The sequence below is a fragment of the Humibacillus sp. DSM 29435 genome (assembly GCF_001758225.1).
GTDB lineage: Bacteria > Actinomycetota > Actinomycetes > Actinomycetales > Dermatophilaceae > DSM-29435.
The window spans coordinates 100,769-116,651 of record NZ_MAST01000052.1 but is presented as its reverse complement, the minus strand read 5'-3'; the positions used below and the strand labels follow the sequence as shown (position 1 = coordinate 116,651).

Annotated in this window: 17 protein-coding genes; 7 read left to right on the top strand and 10 right to left on the bottom strand. The window is 70.5% G+C overall.

Annotation, left to right across the window (positions count from 1 at the left end; genetic code table 11):
• Positions 1-30 precede the first annotated feature (30 nt).
• From pruA to BA895_RS20710, 8 genes are all read right to left on the bottom strand, one after another.
• Complete coding sequence (gene pruA, locus BA895_RS20745) at positions 31-1,659, bottom strand: L-glutamate gamma-semialdehyde dehydrogenase (protein WP_070193858.1); 1,629 nt, start codon at positions 1,657-1,659, stop codon at positions 31-33.
• Between the two features lie 82 nt (positions 1,660-1,741).
• Positions 1,742-2,143 carry a DUF4870 domain-containing protein gene (locus BA895_RS20740; protein ID WP_070193791.1) on the bottom strand — a complete coding sequence of 134 codons (402 nt, stop codon included), beginning with the start codon at positions 2,141-2,143 and terminating at the stop codon, positions 1,742-1,744.
• A gap of 115 nt (positions 2,144-2,258) precedes the next feature.
• A complete protein-coding gene (locus BA895_RS20735; RefSeq protein ID WP_070193790.1) occupies positions 2,259-2,969 on the bottom strand; it encodes a GDSL-type esterase/lipase family protein in 711 nt (236 codons plus the stop codon).
• A gap of 61 nt (positions 2,970-3,030) precedes the next feature.
• Positions 3,031-4,326 (bottom strand): phosphotransferase, encoded by a 1,296-nt coding sequence (locus BA895_RS24060; RefSeq protein ID WP_175442403.1) that lies wholly within the window; start codon positions 4,324-4,326, stop codon positions 3,031-3,033.
• Between the two features lie 23 nt (positions 4,327-4,349).
• Positions 4,350-4,868, bottom strand: a complete 519-nt coding sequence (locus BA895_RS20725) for a hypothetical protein (protein ID WP_070193789.1) — start codon at positions 4,866-4,868, stop codon at positions 4,350-4,352.
• Positions 4,868-6,301 (bottom strand): wax ester/triacylglycerol synthase family O-acyltransferase, encoded by a 1,434-nt coding sequence (locus BA895_RS20720; RefSeq protein WP_070193788.1) that lies wholly within the window; start codon positions 6,299-6,301, stop codon positions 4,868-4,870. Before BA895_RS20720 ends, BA895_RS20725 begins: the two co-directional genes overlap by 1 nt.
• Positions 6,302-6,330: 29 nt before the next feature.
• Entirely contained in the window at positions 6,331-7,860 is a 1,530-nt protein-coding gene (locus tag BA895_RS20715) for a P-loop NTPase (protein WP_070193787.1), read from the bottom strand.
• Positions 7,857-8,552: a hypothetical protein gene (locus BA895_RS20710; RefSeq protein ID WP_070193786.1), complete on the bottom strand. Its 696-nt coding sequence runs from the start codon at positions 8,550-8,552 to the stop codon at positions 7,857-7,859. The genes BA895_RS20715 and BA895_RS20710 overlap by 4 nt, the downstream gene beginning before the upstream one ends.
• Positions 8,553-8,722: 170 nt before the next feature.
• Here BA895_RS20710 and BA895_RS20705 point away from each other — a divergent pair, with 170 nt between their 5' ends.
• The 5 genes from BA895_RS20705 (at position 8,723) to BA895_RS20685 (ending at position 12,329) form a co-directional block, all read left to right on the top strand.
• Complete coding sequence (locus BA895_RS20705; RefSeq protein WP_070193785.1) at positions 8,723-8,950, top strand: helix-turn-helix domain-containing protein; 228 nt, start codon at positions 8,723-8,725, stop codon at positions 8,948-8,950.
• Between the two features lie 125 nt (positions 8,951-9,075).
• Positions 9,076-9,777, top strand: a complete 702-nt coding sequence (locus BA895_RS20700; protein ID WP_070193784.1) for a glycosyltransferase family 2 protein — start codon at positions 9,076-9,078, stop codon at positions 9,775-9,777.
• A complete protein-coding gene (locus BA895_RS23300) occupies positions 9,774-10,301 on the top strand; it encodes a DUF2304 domain-containing protein (protein WP_083283611.1) in 528 nt (175 codons plus the stop codon). The genes BA895_RS20700 and BA895_RS23300 overlap by 4 nt, the downstream gene beginning before the upstream one ends.
• Entirely contained in the window at positions 10,291-11,601 is a 1,311-nt protein-coding gene (locus BA895_RS20690) for an LCP family protein (RefSeq protein WP_254666591.1), read from the top strand. Before BA895_RS23300 ends, BA895_RS20690 begins: the two co-directional genes overlap by 11 nt.
• Entirely contained in the window at positions 11,601-12,329 is a 729-nt protein-coding gene (locus tag BA895_RS20685) for a TIGR03089 family protein (RefSeq protein ID WP_070193783.1), read from the top strand. Before BA895_RS20690 ends, BA895_RS20685 begins: the two co-directional genes overlap by 1 nt.
• Positions 12,330-12,384: 55 nt before the next feature.
• Here BA895_RS20685 and BA895_RS20680 read toward each other — a convergent pair whose 3' ends face one another.
• Positions 12,385-12,882: a peptidoglycan-binding protein gene (locus BA895_RS20680; RefSeq protein ID WP_083283625.1), complete on the bottom strand. Its 498-nt coding sequence runs from the start codon at positions 12,880-12,882 to the stop codon at positions 12,385-12,387.
• A 147-nt stretch (positions 12,883-13,029) separates the two neighbouring features.
• Between BA895_RS20680 and BA895_RS20675 the strand changes: the two genes are divergently transcribed.
• Together BA895_RS20675 and BA895_RS20670 are read left to right on the top strand one after the other, a co-directional pair.
• Positions 13,030-13,809 (top strand): CoA transferase subunit A, encoded by a 780-nt coding sequence (locus BA895_RS20675; protein WP_070193781.1) that lies wholly within the window; start codon positions 13,030-13,032, stop codon positions 13,807-13,809.
• A 2-nt stretch (positions 13,810-13,811) separates the two neighbouring features.
• Positions 13,812-14,450: a CoA transferase subunit B gene (locus BA895_RS20670; RefSeq protein ID WP_070193855.1), complete on the top strand. Its 639-nt coding sequence runs from the start codon at positions 13,812-13,814 to the stop codon at positions 14,448-14,450.
• Between the two features lie 39 nt (positions 14,451-14,489).
• Here BA895_RS20670 and BA895_RS20665 read toward each other — a convergent pair whose 3' ends face one another.
• Entirely contained in the window at positions 14,490-15,578 is a 1,089-nt protein-coding gene (locus tag BA895_RS20665) for a DegT/DnrJ/EryC1/StrS aminotransferase family protein (RefSeq protein ID WP_070193780.1), read from the bottom strand.
• Positions 15,579-15,883: the final 305 nt, after the last annotated feature.

Genomic DNA, 15,883 nt, shown 5'->3' with positions numbered 1-15,883 from the left:
AGCCCCCTCTCGCCGATCAGGTCTGCGTGCTCAGCCCTGGTGCGGGTAGGCGTGCGCCTTCGGTGGAACGAACGTCTCCTTGATGGAGCGCACGCTGGTCCAGCGCAGCAGGTTCTGGGCGGCGCCGGCCTTGTCGTTGGTGCCCGAGCCGCGACCGCCGCCGAACGGCTGCTGACCCACGACGGCACCGGTCGGCTTGTCGTTGATGTAGAAGTTGCCGGCCGCGAAACGCAGCCGCTTCATCGCGTCGGCGATCACCATCCGGTCCTGAGAGATGATGGAGCCGGTGAGCGCGTACGGAGAGAAGCTCTCCATCTGGTCGAGCACCTTGTCGTACTGCCCGTCGGGGTAGACGTGCACCGAGAGGATCGGGCCGAAGTACTCGGTGCGGAACGACTCGTCAGCGGCATCCTTGATCTCGAGCACGGTCGGCCGCACGAAATAGCCGACGGAGTCGTCGTAGGTGCCACCGGCAACGACGTCGATGCCCGGCTTTGCGTGCGCCCGGTCGATCGCGTCGGAGTGCTTCGCGAAGGCGCGGTCGTCGATGACCGCGCCCATGAAGTTGGACAGGTCGGTGACATCACCCTGCGAGAGCGAGTTGGTCAGCTCGACGAGGTCGCCCTTGATCTTCTTCCAGATCGAGGCGGGCACGTAGGCGCGCGATGCCGCCGAGCACTTCTGCCCCTGGTACTCGAACGCGCCGCGGATCATCGCTGTGCGCAGCACGTCGGGATCGGCGCTGGGGTGGGCGAGGATGAAGTCCTTGCCGCCGGTCTCGCCGACGAGCCGTGGGTAGGTGCGGTAGCGAGCGACGTTCTTGCCGACCTCGGCCCAGAGGTGCTGAAAGGTCGGCGTCGAGCCGGTGAAGTGGATGCCGGCCAGGTCGGGGTCGGCCAGAGCCGCCTTGCTGACGTTGAGGCCGTCACCGGTCACCATGTTCACCACTCCGGGCGGCATCCCGGCCTCTTCAAGCAGCTCCATGATCAGCTGGGCGGCGAACTGCTGGGTCGGTGAGGGCTTCCACACCACGGTGTTGCCCATCAGGGCCGGCGCGGTGGGGAGGTTGCCGGCGATGGCGGTGAAGTTGAAGGGGGTGATCGCGTAGACGAAGCCTTCAAGCGAGCGGTAGTCGGAGCGGTTCCAGATTCCCTTGCTGTTGAGCGGGGGCTGCTGCTCGAGGATCTCGCGGGCGAAGTGGACGTTGAGGCGCCAGAAGTCGATCAGCTCGCAGGCCGCGTCGATCTCGGCCTGGATCGCGGTCTTGCTCTGGCCGAGCATGGTGGCCGCGTTGAGCCGTGCGCGCCACGGGCCGGCGAGCAGGTCGGCGGCCTTGAGCAGCACCGAGGCCCGGTCGTCGAAGCTCAGCTCGCGCCAGCCGGGGGCGGCGGCCTTCGCCGCGTCGACGGCCGCCTGCCCCTCCTTGACCGTCGCGTTGCGCAACGTGCCGAGCACCTTGCGGTGCGCATGCGGCTGTCGTACGGCGAGCTTGCGGCCCGTGCCAGTGACGCGCCGGCCGGCGATGGTGTGCGGCAGCTCGACCGGTGCACCCCCCAGCTCGGACAGCGCCACCTCGAGGGCGGCTCGCTCCGGCGAGCCGGGCGCGTAGTCGAGCACAGGCTCGTTGGTCGGGGCGGGAACGTGGGTCACGGCATCCATGGACGTCATCCTCGCACGGGTGGGCGCGCGGACGGCGGCCTCGAGCAGCCTCACCGGTGCGGGCGCACCCCGGCGCGCCGGTTCAGCTGAGAACGCGGATCTGCCAGGGGTAGGAGTACGACTCACCGCGATTGGCTCGCAACGCCGCCCGGATGTGGAAGAAGAGCCCGCCGATGCCGGCCACGATCCAGAGGATGATCGCGAACGGGATGCCGATCACGGTGATGAACAGCACCCAACCGACGACGATGAGGGCCCAGATGGCCAGGTTGAAGTTGAAGGCCCCGGCCGCGGCACGACGCACGAAGGCGCTCTTGTCCTTGAAGATCACCCAGATGACCAGTGGGCCGACGAAGCTGAGCCAGCCGACCGAGATGACGGCGGCGATGATGGCCGCCAGATGGCCGAGCACGGCCCAGGTGCGCTCTTCGCTCGAGGCCGGGGAGAGGCTGTTGCCAAAGGGGTTCGGAATCGGTTGGGTCATGTCTTCATTGTCGGGCCTGGGCCGCCCTTCGCGCGATGGAGGTTCCCCCTGACCTGACCCTGAGCCGACCCTGACCAGCTTGCCGGGCGCCGGGCGCAGTCACACGCGGGCGCAGTCACACGGGAGCGGAGACGCCCTCGACCTGGGTCGCGCACACCGCACTGTCGTCGTCGTCGATACCGAGGGTCCGGAAGATGGTGCGGGCCATCTCCAGATGGCCTCGCGCACCCGGGTGGGAGGGGTCGTCGAGCCAGCCGGCCGGGGCCGGTCCGCCCCCGCCCGTCGCTGACACCGTTGCCCAGTGTGCGGCGTGGTCGACGAGCACGACACCGAGGTCGGCCGATACCGATCGCACCGCCTCGACGTAGGCCGCGAGACCGGCGTGGTGGTTCTCGCCCTCCTCCATGACCGGCGGCGGGGTCTGCAACACCACCGTGGCTCCGAGGTCTCGGGTGCGCTGGACGATCTGGTCGAGCCGGTACCGGTACGCACGCACGCCGTCGGGGCCCGCCTGCCGGTCGTTCGTGCCGAACATCACGAGCACAACATCCGGGGCGAATCTGCCTGCCCGCCAGTCGAACTCGGCGAGAACGTCTTCGGCCCGGGCGCCTGAGACGCCGGAGTTGACCACGGCGTCGGGAAGTCGGCCGAGCTCCCCCCGCACCCGCTCGGCGAAGTGCTCGACGAAACCACGAGCACCGTGAGTGTGGACCACGGCCTGGGTGATGCTGTCTCCGAGGAAGACCCAGGTCACGGGTGGACCCACCAGCACCTCTGCGAGCCGTCTGGCGTCGCGATCGGCGTACTCGGCTGCGCTGAAGTCCATACGCGCAAGGTAACAAGCGCAGGACCCCTCTTGACTCCCCCGGCCCAGCCCGTGGGACGGGTCAGGTCGCGGCGTTCCATCGCGCGAGGGCGCTCGTCACCTCGCGCAGGCTGCGGCGCCCGGCCTCACCGTCGCCCTGGTCCACCGCGCGGGCCAGAGCGTGCCACGGCATGAGGGCGAACCACTGCGCAGCCCGGGTGGACTGCTCCGGAGTCACGCGATAGCTGCTTCTGACCTGACGCGAGAAGCTCTCGTTCGTGTCGTGCAGCAGCCACGCGAGATCGAGCGCCGGGTCGGTCACTCGCGCGTCGCCCCAGTCGATGACGCCGCTCACCCTCCCGGCCTGCACCAGCAGATGGTCACCGGTCAGATCTCCGTGGCAGAGCGTCTGCTCGCCGACCGCAGCCACCGCGCCCAGCAGCCGTTCGGCCACCGAGAGCAACGAGGGGGGCACCAGCGGCAACGCCGACGAACGCAACCTGGACACGAGCTCTTCTCGGGTGCGGTGATCGTCGACGGCTGAGCGCACCGCCGCAGCGCGCACGACCGAACCAGGTACGTCGTGGAGCGCGCGCAGGAAGTGCCCGACCTCGCGCCCGTCTTCACCCGCCAGTGCGGACGGGTCGCAGGCGGCGCCCTCGACCCAGCGGTGGCGAACCACGAGCGGATCGGCTTCGACGACGACGGGCACCGGTACCTCGATGGGAAGCCGGCCGACGATCGCCGGCAGCAACCGCGTCTGCGCCAGCAGCCCCGGGGCGAGGTCGTCGTGGCGTGGGCTGCGGTCGACCCACCGCCCCTCCACCAGCCAGGTGTGGTTGTCGGATCCGCCCTCGAGCTCGACCCGCTGCTCGTTCCACGCCGTCAGCTGGGCCGCCCACAGCTCGCGCGAGTCGGGCACGACGTCGTCGGGGGCCTGCTCCAGCAACCTGCAGAGGGCACCGACGGTGAACCAGTCGCCCCAGCTGACCTCCTCCGGCTGCCAGCAGATCGGGCCGTCGTAGGTGGTGGTGTAGCAGAACGCCCGGTACCGGCTGGACCGATCGGCGTAGTCGGCCTCACCCGCGGCCACGAGGGGCACCCCGTGCACCCCGAGCTCCTCCGCGGCCTCTCGCACGGCCCCGTCGTGCGCGTCCTCCCCCGCTTGCAGCACGCCACCGGCAGCGAAGTCGAGCAGACCCGGGTAGACGTCCTTGGTGGTGGTTCGCCGGTGCACGTAGACCCGGCCGAGACGGTCGCGCACCACGACGGCGGTGGCGCCGTGGCGCAGGTTCTCGGCCCGCATCCGCGATCGTGGCACCGCCGCGACCTCGCGACCGGCGTCGTCGTAGACCCCGACCTGCTCCTCGGCGGCCATCCTCATCACCTCCAGACGTCGGCTCACACGAAGAAGCCGCGCACCTCGTCGAGCTCGGTGGCGTCGTACCAGAGCAGTGCGTCGGCTGCCGCCGCTGCCGCCGCACCGTGCGCCGAGCCGGCCCGTTCGTCGACGTGGAAGGAGGCCACCCGGGCCAGCGGCACGGGCTCCGTCAGCTCGACCGCGCAGATCGAGTCGGGCCGGCTCCTCGGCTCGCCCGCCGCCAGCCACTCGGGGTCGACATCGGCCGCGATCACCACCCGGCGCCCGGCCGAACCACCGGAGCCACCGGAGCCACCGGAGCCACCGGAGGCTGCGCCGGCCGCGGCCACCGCGGCGCTGAAGGCCGCGTACTCGAGGTCTTCGACGTCGTGACCTCCCATGGACCGCTCGAGCTCGGGGGTGACGGCGTAGGCCACTCGAAGGTCGGCCGGGTCGGCCGACGTGGCCGACGTGGCTGGAGTGGCCGAGAGCGAGCCGCGCTCGGCGAGCCCGGTGAGGTCAGCGGGGCCGACGGGCAGGTAGACGCGAACAACCCCCATCAGCCTTCTCGTCCGCTCTTCAGCTCGGCGAGCGACTCGACGATCGAGTTGCCGAGGTCGTCGACGTCGGGCATGGCCTCGCGGTCGGCGTTGAGCCCGAAGTAGACCCCGCCGTTGTAGGAGGTGATGCCGATGGCGAGCGCCTGGCCCCTGGCGAGCGGCATGACGGGGTAGGTCGAGAGCATCCTCGCGTCGCCGGCGTAGAGCGGCGACTGGGGACCCGGGACATTGGTGATCATGACGTTGTAGACCCGGCGTGACATGGCCGAGCCCAACCGGGCCCCGAGGGCGTGCAGCGTCGGCGGCGCGAAGCCTGCGAGGTTGGCCAGTGACGTCGCCCCCACGGCCTGCCCACCCTCCATCTGCTGGCGCATGGAGAAGGCGATCTGGTGCAGCCTCATCGAGGCCCCCGGCTCACCGACCGGCAGGTTCACCACGCAGGCCATCACCTGGTTGGCGTACATGCCGGCCGGGTCGTCGCCGTAGATGCTGACCGGCACCATGGCCCGGACCACGCTCTTCGTGCCGACCGCCTCGCCCCGGCCGAGCAGCCAGGTGCGAAAGCCACCGGCGATGGTGGCGAGCACGACGTCGTTGATGGTGACGTCCTCGGCGTAGGCGCCGCGCGCGAGCCGCTTGCGGACCGCGCGGTAGTCATCGAGGTCGGTGCCGATCATCACCCACCTCCGGGCGGAGCCGATCTCGGCGTTGAGGGGTGAGTCCGGAGCCGGGCGGGCGGCCGTGCGGGCCACGGCGCCGATCACGGCGCCGGCCGACTCGAGGGCCCCGAGGCCCAGCTTCACGGCGTCGTTGAGCCCACCCCGCACGAGATCGACCACCTGGGTCGGTCGACGAACGGCGTCGACGACGGCGCCGGTGACGAGCTCGGCAGGAGAGGGTGAGCGGTGCGGCTCCCACGGCGGGGCCACCTCGAGATCCTCGTCACCCTTGATCGAGTCGACGATGACGTGCGCGATGTCGAGCGCGTTCACGCCGTCGATGAGGGCGTAGTGCGTCTTGGTGACGACGGCGAAGCGCCCACCCTTCAGCCCCTCGACCAGATACACCTCCCAGAGTGGTCGGGTGCGGTCGAGCTTGCGCGGCTGAACGCGCGAGACGAAGTCCTGCAGCTGCTCGTCCGACCCCGGGCGGGGCAACCCGGCTCGACGCACGTGGTAGCCCATGTCGAAGTTCTCGTCGTCGACCCACACGGGGTTGGCGATACGGCCCGGCACGTCGACCACCTTCTGGCGGAACCGCGGGATGGCGCCGATGCGGCTCTCGACGATGCGCACGAGGCGTTCGTAGTCGAAGCTGTTGCCGCCCTTGCGGTCGGGCGGCTCGAAGACCATGACCGAACCGACGTGCATCGAGGTCGTCGCCTGCTCGAGGTACAGGAAGGAGGCGTCGAGCGAGGTCAGACGGTCAGACATGACCCCACTCTGTCAGACCGTCCGACCGCTCACGCCTCCGCGGGGCGCGTCGTCCGCCTCGCACCGGGGGCCCAGCGGCGACGGCGTTGCACCTGGCGTGAACGGGTCCATGGTGCTAGGGCGGTGGCGAGATCGGCGACCGCGCGGCTCACCGCCGAGTCGGGGGCGAGCTCGACCACTGAGCGCCCGGCCAGCACGGCGGCATCGACCGTGGCGGGGTCGTCGGGAACGAACCGCACCGAGTCCAGGCCGGCAAACCGCAGCAACGACTCTGCGATGCGCGCCTCGGGCTTCGAGCCGACCGCCGCACCTCGAACCCGGTTGACCACCGCGACCGGGGGTGGCGAGGGCACCGATCCCAGCTCTTGCAGCCCGCGCACGAAGCGCTGCAAGGCGATCGGGTCGGCTCCGCTCACGGCCACGACGATGTCGGCGCCGGCCAGTGAGGTCAGGGTCGCCTCGTTGCGTCGCGGAGCAGCCGTGTCGTAGCTCAGCTCTTCGTCGTTCTCGAGACAGAAACCGCAGTCGACGACGACGACACTGACGAGCTCACGGCTCAGCTCGATGACCCGCTCGAGGGCGGCAGCGCGAACCTCCGGCCAGCGTTCCGCCTTCGGCAGACCGGTCAACACCCGAAGCCGAGGAGTGACGGTGGGGGCCAGCCGCGCCAGGGACGGCACGTCGAGGGTGCCGTGGTCGGCCGCCCGGCAGGCTGCCGCGATGCCCGGCGCCTCGTCGAGCAGCCCCAGGGTCTGGGCGATCGACCCGCCGTAGGTGTCGGCGTCGACGAGCAGCACGTCGGCGCCCCGCCCCGCCAGCTCGGCGGCGAGCGCTGTGGCGAGAGTGGTGCGACCGGGTGCGCCGGTCGGGCCCCAGACGGCGATGACCCGGGCGCGGGCCGGCGCGGGCTCCTGCGAACCGGCCGACCGGTCGTCGTGGTCGCTCCCATCGGGCCCGACGTCAGCCGCAGCTGCCGAGCCGGCTGGGCTCCACCCGGGCGGCGCCGACGAGGCGAGGCCGGGCCGGGCCGCCATACCGGCACGGACCCGCGAGCCGCCCGCCCGGCCGACGTCGGGAGTGGCGGGTTCACCGTCAGCACCACGTTCGGTTCGCCCCCGACCGTCGGCACCGTCGGCACTGTCGGCACTGTCGGCACCGTCGTCGCCGAAGAAGCCTGGCTCGCTGCTTGCCGCCTCATCGTCACCCGGCACGCGATCGAGATCGGCGATGACGTTCGCGAGCTCGGGGCCGGTGGTCTCCACCGAGAGCACGTGGCTGATCGAGAGCTGTCTCAGGCGACGCTCGCTGGGCTCGTCGTCGGGAGGAAAGAGCCCGACAACCTGCACCCCCCGAGCGCGCAGGCGGCGCACGGTCGCGAGGTCGAGCCCGCGCAGGTCGGATCCGATGACGGCCACCTGACCGACCCCGGCCTCCACGACCGACAGCAGCTCGGCCAGGTCGGCACAACGCCGCGCGATCGTGACACCGGGAACTCTCTCGAGCAGCGTCGCGACCGAAGCCTCCCAGCGGTGGCCGAGGGCCGTGACGACGTCGGTCATGAGCCGGGAGCCGACGAGGTCGACCCGTCCGGTTCGGTCAGGGGGTCGGTCCCGCCCCCCACGACAGGCACCAGCGTCAGCTTCGCCTCGCCGTCGACCGCCTCGACCACGGTCTGTACGCGGTCGGTCGGTACGTAGAGCTGAACCGAGGTGGTGGCGTTCGACCCGAGGCCGCCACCCGAGCTCTGAACCGAGGCGACCCCTGCGGCCGTGAGCACCTTGGTGGTCGTCGCCTTCTCGGTCGAGGCCAGGGAGGTCTTCGGGGTGACGAACAGGTCGACCCTGCTGCCGCGAGCCAGGCCGGTCGCCGACACCGCGTCGGCCCGCACGGTGACCCGCTGCAGGCCGACCTGGCTCGCCGCCGCGAAGGCCGACCGCGGCACGAGCTCTCCGGCCCGGACGTCGCGCACCACATAGGTTCCTGCGGCCGGGGGCGTCGCCGCGCTGAGGTAGGACACCATGTCGTCGTCGAGCCGCACGTCGGCCCGGCGCACCGAGTCGGCGGTGACCATGTCTCCGGCGACGAGGTCGCCCGTCGCCACCCACATCGGCACCCGGTCGTCGGTGCTGGCGACAGCCTTCGCGCCGAGGGTGGCCGCCACGAGCACGAGCAGCACGCCGACGAGCAGGCGGCTGTCGCGCCACGAGGGTCGTTGCAGTCGTTTCGCGACCGGCTGCGCCAGTTCGGTCATCGTTGTCCCCTGGTCTACATTCTTCGTCGCGCCACGCGGGGCGCCACCTTCGTGGGCCATTTTGCCTCACGGAGGACCACCGCCGCGCCAGCTGCCCACCCCTGTGGACAAGCCGTCGTCCTCCACCGCCGGCCTGCCTAGGATGTCGTCGACCCCTGGAAGGAGCCGACGTGGCCCAACGCTTCCTGCAGCTGACCGAAGTGTCGGAGGTGCTCAACATCTCCGCGGCTCAGGCCTACGCTCTCGTGCGTTCCGGCGAGCTGCCCGCCATCAAGGTGGGCGGGCGCGGCCAGTGGCGGGTCGAGGCGACCGAGCTCGAGCTCTACATCCAGCGCATGTACGCCGAGACGAAGTCGTTCGTCGAGTCCCATCCGTTCGGCGCCGGCAGCGACGACTGAGCTGCCCGCCGTCCCCGCGACTCCCGCAGCCCCCCCGCCGGCGACAGGTGTGACGGATGCCGGTCGACCCGAACGGGCCTCCTGCGTGGCAGAAGACGGCGGATGCCGGTCGGCGCCTTACCCTGATGGGCATGAACAACGCGGACGTGTGGCTCGTCGTGCCGCTCTACAATGAGGCGAGCGTCATCGGTGGCGTCGTGCGCGAGTCCCGGTCCGTGTTCCCCCAGGTGGTCTGTGTCGATGACGGCTCGAGCGACGAGTCGGCCGCCACCGCCGAGCGGTCAGGAGCCGTCGTCGTGCGGCATCCGGTCAACCTCGGACAGGGCGCGGCCCTGCAGACGGGCTTCGACTACGCACTCTCCGACCCGGGGATGCGCTATGTGGTCACGTTCGACGCCGACGGGCAGCACCAGGTGTCCGACGTGGAGGCGATGCTCACCCGCATCCGCCGCGGTGACGTTCAGGTTGTCTTCGGCTCCCGTTTCCTCGACCGATCCGGCCAGGCGAGCGCTGCGGGGGTCCTGAAGAAGCTCGTACTCCGGTCGGCCGTGGCCTACACCAACCTCACCACCGGCACCCGCCTCACCGACGCCCACAACGGCCTGCGGGTGCTGGACCGCAGCGTGGTCGCCCGGGTGCAGATCACCCAGAACCGCATGGCGCACGCCTCCGAGCTCGTCTCGCAGATCGGCGCCATGCGCATCGACGGGCGGGCTGTGGCCATCGCCGAGGAGCCGGTGCACATCCTCTACACCGACTACTCCCGGGCCAAGGGACAGTCGCTCTGGAACGCGGTCAACATCCTCGCGGAGCTGATCTGGCGATGAGGCAGCTCACCATCCAGCTCCTGCTCATCGCGGGCACCCTCGCCATCGCCTGGCGCCTGCTGATGAGCTACGGCCAGAAAGCCCAGGCGGTGCGTCGCATGGGCCTGCTCGTGTTCGCCGCCTTCGCGGTCTGGTCGATCCTCGACCCCGGCATATGGACCCGGTTGGCCCAGCTGGTAGGAATCGGTCGCGGCGCCGACCTGATCCTCTACGGTCTCGTGGTGGCCTTCTTCGGCTTCGTGGTCACGACCTTCCGTCGCTTCCGTGAGCTCGAGAACCGCTACACCCGGCTGGCCAGGCGGCTCGCGCTCGACGAAGCGGGAACCCCCACCGGCCCCCGAGACGTTGACCCTGCGGCTCCACGGCCCGCGCCCTCTGCTTCCCGGGCGCCCCAGCCGCCGCCTCACCTGCCCTCCAGCCTGCCACCAAGCCCTCCCCCGACCGCCCGCGACGCACGCCCACCGGCGAGAGGCCAGGGCGCCGTGCCCGTCACCCCGATCGTGAAGGCAGCAGATGCCGACTGAACCAGAGAACCCTCGTGAGCGCCCCGACGACGCGTACACCGTCGACACCCGTCGCCGGCGTGGTCGAGCCCCTGCGTCTCGCTCGGGCAGTCCGGCCCCACGCGCCACCCCTCCGGCCGCTCGACGGGCCGGCCAGGGAAGCGCGGAACCGGCCTCCGACGACGCCTACACGGTCGACACTCGCAGCCGCGGCTCCAACGGGCCGACCGCAGGGCTGCCAGGTCGGCCCAAGCAACCGCCCCGACAGCCCGCCCCGGCACAGCGGCCCCACTCGAACGACGCAGAAACGGAGGCCGGAGCGCCGAGACGCCGCCTCCGCAAGGGCCGCCTCATCGCCCTCGTGGTGGGCCTCGTGCTGCTCAGCTGGATCGTCTTTCTGGTCTGGGTGCCCTTCAACGCCTGGAACTCGGTCGGGCGGGTCGACAACATCCCCGCGGGTGAGCGGCCGGCCGACACGACCGGCCACAACTACCTCCTCGTCGGTTCAGACAGTCGCGAGGGCCTGACGGCCGAGCAGAAGAAGGCGCTGGCGACCGGATCCGCCGAGGGCAAACGCACCGACACGATCATGCTCGTGCACGTCTCCGAGAGCGGCGGCAAGCCGGTCATGGTCTCGATCCCGCGCGACTCCTACGTGCCGATCCCCGGCCATCGTTCGAACAAGATCAACGCCGCCTACTCCTTCGGGGGCCCGAAGCTGCTCACCGAGACGGTCGAGAACGTGACCGGCATCCACCTCGACGGCTACGTGGAGATCGGGCTGGGCGGGTTCGCCTCCGTGGTCGACAGTGTCGGCGGCGTGCACCTGTGCGTGCCGCGACACATGGTCGACAAGAAGGCCGGCATCGACCTCCAGAAGGGCTGCCAGACTCTCGACGGGCCCGACGCCCTCGGCTATGTGCGCTCGCGCTACGAGGACCCGCTCGGCGACATCGGGCGCGCTGCCCGCCAGCGTCAGTTCCTCGGCGCCCTGATGAAGCAGGCCGCCACCCCCTCGACCGTGCTGCTGCCGTGGCGCTACAAGAGCTTCGCGGATGCCGCTGCCGGTGGCCTCACCGTGGGCACCGAGACGGGGCTCATGGATGCCGTCCGGGTGCTCCAGGCGATGCGTTCGGTCAGCAACGACCAGGGCCTCTCGCTCTCGGTGCCGACCTCTGACCTCGCCTACCGCACCTCGAACGGCCTGGCCGTCAAGTGGGACACCGAGCGGGCCAAGGCCCTGTTCAGCGCTATCAAGAACGACGACCCACTCGACACCGCGCCCGCCGGGAGCACCGTCAAAGAGGTCGGGAACAGCTGATGGCACGCCAGTACCCGGCCGACCTGCTCGCCGCCATGCTCGCCGACGACCCCGGTCGGCCGCGCCTGACGTGGTACGACGACGAGCCCGGCCCCACGGTCGGCGAGCGCATCGAGCTGAGCGCGAAGGTGCTCGGCAACTGGGTGAACAAGGCGGGCAACCTGCTTCAGGACGACCTCGCCGCCGGGCCGGGCACCACCGTCGGTCTCGACCTGCCCACCCACTGGCGCGCCTGCTACTGGGCGCTCGCGGCGTGGGGGGTGGGCGCCAGCGTGGTCATCGGGGGCGATGTGCTCGACGCCGATGTGCTCGTCACCGCCGACCCGGGGCGTGCGAGGGCCCACGCCGGCGACGCCGTGCTCGTGTCGCTACCGGCTCTGGCTCGGTCGCATCCAGACGCCGCCGACGCCGGTGGGGCCATCGACGAGGCCCGCGAGCTGTCGACCCACGGTGACCAGTTCGTCTCCCTGGCCGACCCCGAGGCGGCCGACCTCGCCCTCAGCGACAGCGGTCACGACACGGCCTACGGCTCGCTGGTCACGACGCAGCAGGAGTGGGGCGCGGCCCCACGAGTGGCTCTGAACGGGTCGCTCGGCGAGGTGCTCCGTCAGTCGCTCAGCGCCTGGGCGGGCCGGGGCTCGGTCGTGCTGTCGCGGGGGGTGGCGCCGAACGCGGCTCGCCGGCTCGAGTCAGAGGGCGTCACGGTCACACCGGGTGAGGTCGGCTGACCCTGCCGGCCTGACCCTGCCTGACCCTGCCTGACCTGCCTGACCCGAGCCGGGATCAGGCCGAGAGCCGGTCGAACAACGACCAGGTGCGCGACGCCACCACCCCTGTGCTGGCCAGTCCGGCCTGGGACTGAGCGGCCTTGACCGCCTCTCGAGTGTCCAGGTCGTACACACCGGTGGTCGCCACTCCCAGCACACGCTGCACCGCGATCACCTCCGGGCCGGAGTCACCGACACGAAGCACCGACGCCCGCTGGTGCACGAACGGGAAGTCCCGAGCCTCGAGCACATCCCAGAGCTCGGGGGTGACGATGCCGGTCGCGGGCTGCGCCATCGACCGCTGCAACGCCATGACCCGGTCGCGGGTCACCGTGCCGAACACGCCGTCGACCGCGACCGCGCCCAGCGCGAGCTGCAGCAGCCGCACCACAAAACCACGGGCGCCCATGCCGACGACGGTGTGCTTGTGCTCGGTGTAGGAGGTCGAGAAGGAGACCGTCGACACGCCGGCACCGGTCGGACCGACGCCGCCCAGAGCTGACCTCGTCGCCATGACCGTCACGGTTCCTGCCTCCTCCAGCGGGTTGCTCGAACTTCACCATGACCATTGAGGCACTCCTGTCACACCCTTCACAAGGCCCCCGGGCGAACTACCAGCCTGTAATTCAGGGTCGGAGCGGTCGAGGCTAGAGTCGGCCCCATGGACAAAGTCGTCTCCTCCCCCGTCGAGGCCATCGCCGGCATCACCGACGGCATGTCGCTCTCGGTCGGTGGCTTCGGGCTCTGCGGCATCCCGAGCGTGCTCATCGCCACGATCCACGAAACCGGCCTGAAAGACCTCGAGGCGGTGTCGAACAACTGTGGGGTCGACGGCTGGGGCTTGGGCATCCTGCTCAAGGACAAGCGGATCCGCCGCATGATCAGCTCGTACGTCGGCGAGAACAAGGAGTTCGAACGCCAGTACCTCTCCGGCGAGCTGGAGGTCGAGCTGACGCCGCAGGGCACGCTGGCCGAGCGGCTGCGCGCCGGCGGTTCCGGCATCGCCGCCTTCTTCACCCGAACCGGGGTCGGCACGCAGATCGCCGACGGCGGGCTGCCGTGGCGCTACGACGCCGCCGGCGCAGTGGTTCTGCAGTCGCCGCCCAAGCAGACCCAGCAGTTCGAGGTGAACGGCGAGAACCAGACCTTCGTGCTCGAGCGGGCCATCACCACCGACTTCGGTCTGGTTCGCGCCGCCAAGGGCGACCGGCACGGAAACCTCGTGTTCAACCAGTCGGCGCGCAACTTCAACCCCCTCTGCGCCATGGCCGGCCGGGTCACCGTGGCGGAGGTCGAGCAGCTCGTCGAGCCCGGTGAGCTGCATCCCGACGAGATCCACCTGCCCGGCATCTTCGTGCAGCGGGTGCTACCGCTCACCCCCGAGCAGGCAGCCGACAAACACATCGAGCGGCGCACCGTGCGCCAGAAGCAGGAGGCGTGAGCATGGCGCTCACCCGTGAGCAGATGGCCGCCCGGGCGGCCTCCGAGCTGACCGACGGCGCCTACGTCAACCTCGGCATCGGCCTGCCCACCCTCGTGCCCAACTACGTTCCCGACGATGTCGAGATCGTGCTTCAGTCCGAGAACGGCATTCTGGGGGTGGGCGCCTACCCGTTCGAGGGGCAGGAGGATCCCGACCTCATCAACGCCGGCAAGGAGACGGTGACGCTGCGCCGGGGGGCGGCGTTCTTCGACTCGGCCATGAGCTTCGGGATGATCCGCGGGGGCAAGGTCGACGCCGCGATCCTCGGCGCCATGCAGGTCTCGGAGGGCGGCGACATCGCCAACTGGATGATCCCCGGCAAGATGGTCAAGGGGATGGGCGGCGCGATGGATCTCGTGCACGGAGCGAAACGGGTGATCGTGCTCATGGAGCACACCGCCAAGGACGGCTCGTTCAAGATCGTCAGGGAGTGCTCACTGCCCTACACCGGTCGCGGCGTGGTGCAGCGCATCATCACCGATCTTGCGGTGCTCGACGTCACGGCATCCGGGCTGGTGCTTCGCGAGCTCTCCCCCGGGGTCACCGAGGCCGAGGTGCGCGACAAGACCGAGCCCGACCTATCGGTCGACCTGGCCTGAGCCCCGGCGGCAAGCCGGTGCCGACGCAGAGGGCCGCCCTCAGGCGCCGGCCCTGGCCAAGGCGTTGACTGCCGTGACGATCCGCTCCAGGTCACCCTGCGACAGCGATGGGTGCACCGGGAGGGAGAGGCACTCGCGCGCGGCCCGCTCGGTCTCGGGCAGGTCGACCTCGACCTGGAACGGGGCCAGGCGGTGGTTCGGCACCGGGTAGAACAGTCCCGAGCCGACGTTGTACTCGGCCCGCAGCGCGGCAGCCAGCCCGTCGCGGTCCTGCGGCACCCGCACCGTGTACTGGTGAAAGACGTGCACCGCGCCCTCAGCGACCGGGGGTGTGGTGACGCCCTGCAGGTTGGCCGACAGGAACGCGGCATTGCGCTGACGCGCCGTGGTCCACTCGTCGACCTTGGTCAGCTGGACCCGGCCGATGGCTGCGTGGATGTCGGTCATTCTGGCGTTGAACCCGATGACCTCGTTGTGGTACTGCTGCTGCATGCCCTGGTTGCGATAGAGCCGCAGCAGGCGCTCGACCTCCGCGGTGCCGGCCGACACCATCCCACCCTCGCCCGCGGTCATGTTCTTCGTCGGATACAGCGAGAACATCCCGAACGCGCCGAACCCGCCGACCGGGGTCCCGTTCAGGGCGGCTCCGTGCGCCTGGGCGGCGTCCTCGAACACCGAGAGCCCGTGCTCGTGGGCGATCTGCATGATGGGGCCCATCTGAGCCGGGTGTCCGTACAGATGCACGGGCATCACCCCCACCGTCCGCTCGGTGATCGATGCCTCGACGGCCGCGGGCGACAGGCAGAAGTCGCCAGCGTCGATGTCGGCGAAGACCGGGGTGGCACCGGTTAACGCAACCGAGTTCGCGGTAGCGGCGAACGTGAACGAGGGCACGATCACCTCATCACCGGCTTTGACCCCGCACGACAGGAGCCCAAGGTGCAGCCCCGAGGTACCGGAGTTGACGGCTACGCAAGCCCGGCCGAGCCGGAAATGCTCCGAGAACTCCTCCTCGAACGCTTTCACCTCCGGGCCCTGGGCCAGCATGCCGCTGCGCATCACCCGGTCGACGGCAGCGCGCTCCTCGGCGCCGATCAACGGCTTGGCAGGGGGGATGAAGTCGTCCATGTCGCAGGTGCCCTCCGTCGGTGCGTCGTCCTTCTCGGGGTGGGTTGCACCGGTTCGCGTGCAGGCAGGCTCTCGCTGCCCGCCCCTCCAGAGGCACTCTCGCTCGACCCAGACCTTATCCGACGGGCCAGGCACCCGCTCACCGTCAGGCGCGCGACGTCCGACCCGTCATCTCTCCCCCGCGAGCATCCGGCCTTGGGTCACGGCCCTCGGTCGTGACAGCATGAGGATTGGCCGTGCCCGGTGGCGTCGTCGCCGGCTCGGCGCGAGCTGACGCTGCGATGCGGTGATGGCAGGCCGGCCGT

Bases quoted from the DNA above. Each gene is read 5' to 3' on its own strand.
- BA895_RS20685 (WP_070193783.1), top strand. From the start codon at position 11,601: ATGGCACGCCAGTACCCGGCCGACCTGCTCGCCGCCATGCTCGCCGAC.
- BA895_RS20715 (WP_070193787.1), bottom strand. From the start codon at position 7,860: ATGACCGACGTCGTCACGGCCCTCGGCCACCGCTGGGAGGCTTCGGTC.
- BA895_RS20680 (WP_083283625.1), bottom strand. From the start codon at position 12,882: ATGGCGACGAGGTCAGCTCTGGGCGGCGTCGGTCCGACCGGTGCCGGC.
- BA895_RS20735 (WP_070193790.1), bottom strand. From the start codon at position 2,969: ATGGACTTCAGCGCAGCCGAGTACGCCGATCGCGACGCCAGACGGCTC.
- BA895_RS24060 (WP_175442403.1), bottom strand. From the start codon at position 4,326: ATGGCCGCCGAGGAGCAGGTCGGGGTCTACGACGACGCCGGTCGCGAG.
- BA895_RS20700 (WP_070193784.1), top strand. From the start codon at position 9,076: ATGGGCATGAACAACGCGGACGTGTGGCTCGTCGTGCCGCTCTACAAT.
- BA895_RS23300 (WP_083283611.1), top strand. From the start codon at position 9,774: ATGAGGCAGCTCACCATCCAGCTCCTGCTCATCGCGGGCACCCTCGCC.
- BA895_RS20675 (WP_070193781.1), top strand. From the start codon at position 13,030: ATGGACAAAGTCGTCTCCTCCCCCGTCGAGGCCATCGCCGGCATCACC.
- BA895_RS20725 (WP_070193789.1), bottom strand. From the start codon at position 4,868: ATGGGGGTTGTTCGCGTCTACCTGCCCGTCGGCCCCGCTGACCTCACC.
- pruA (WP_070193858.1), bottom strand. From the start codon at position 1,659: ATGGATGCCGTGACCCACGTTCCCGCCCCGACCAACGAGCCTGTGCTC.
- BA895_RS20710 (WP_070193786.1), bottom strand. From the start codon at position 8,552: ATGACCGAACTGGCGCAGCCGGTCGCGAAACGACTGCAACGACCCTCG.
- BA895_RS20665 (WP_070193780.1), bottom strand. From the start codon at position 15,578: ATGGACGACTTCATCCCCCCTGCCAAGCCGTTGATCGGCGCCGAGGAG.
- BA895_RS20670 (WP_070193855.1), top strand. From the start codon at position 13,812: ATGGCGCTCACCCGTGAGCAGATGGCCGCCCGGGCGGCCTCCGAGCTG.
- BA895_RS20690 (WP_254666591.1), top strand. From the start codon at position 10,291: ATGCCGACTGAACCAGAGAACCCTCGTGAGCGCCCCGACGACGCGTAC.
- BA895_RS20720 (WP_070193788.1), bottom strand. From the start codon at position 6,301: ATGTCTGACCGTCTGACCTCGCTCGACGCCTCCTTCCTGTACCTCGAG.
- BA895_RS20740 (WP_070193791.1), bottom strand. From the start codon at position 2,143: ATGACCCAACCGATTCCGAACCCCTTTGGCAACAGCCTCTCCCCGGCC.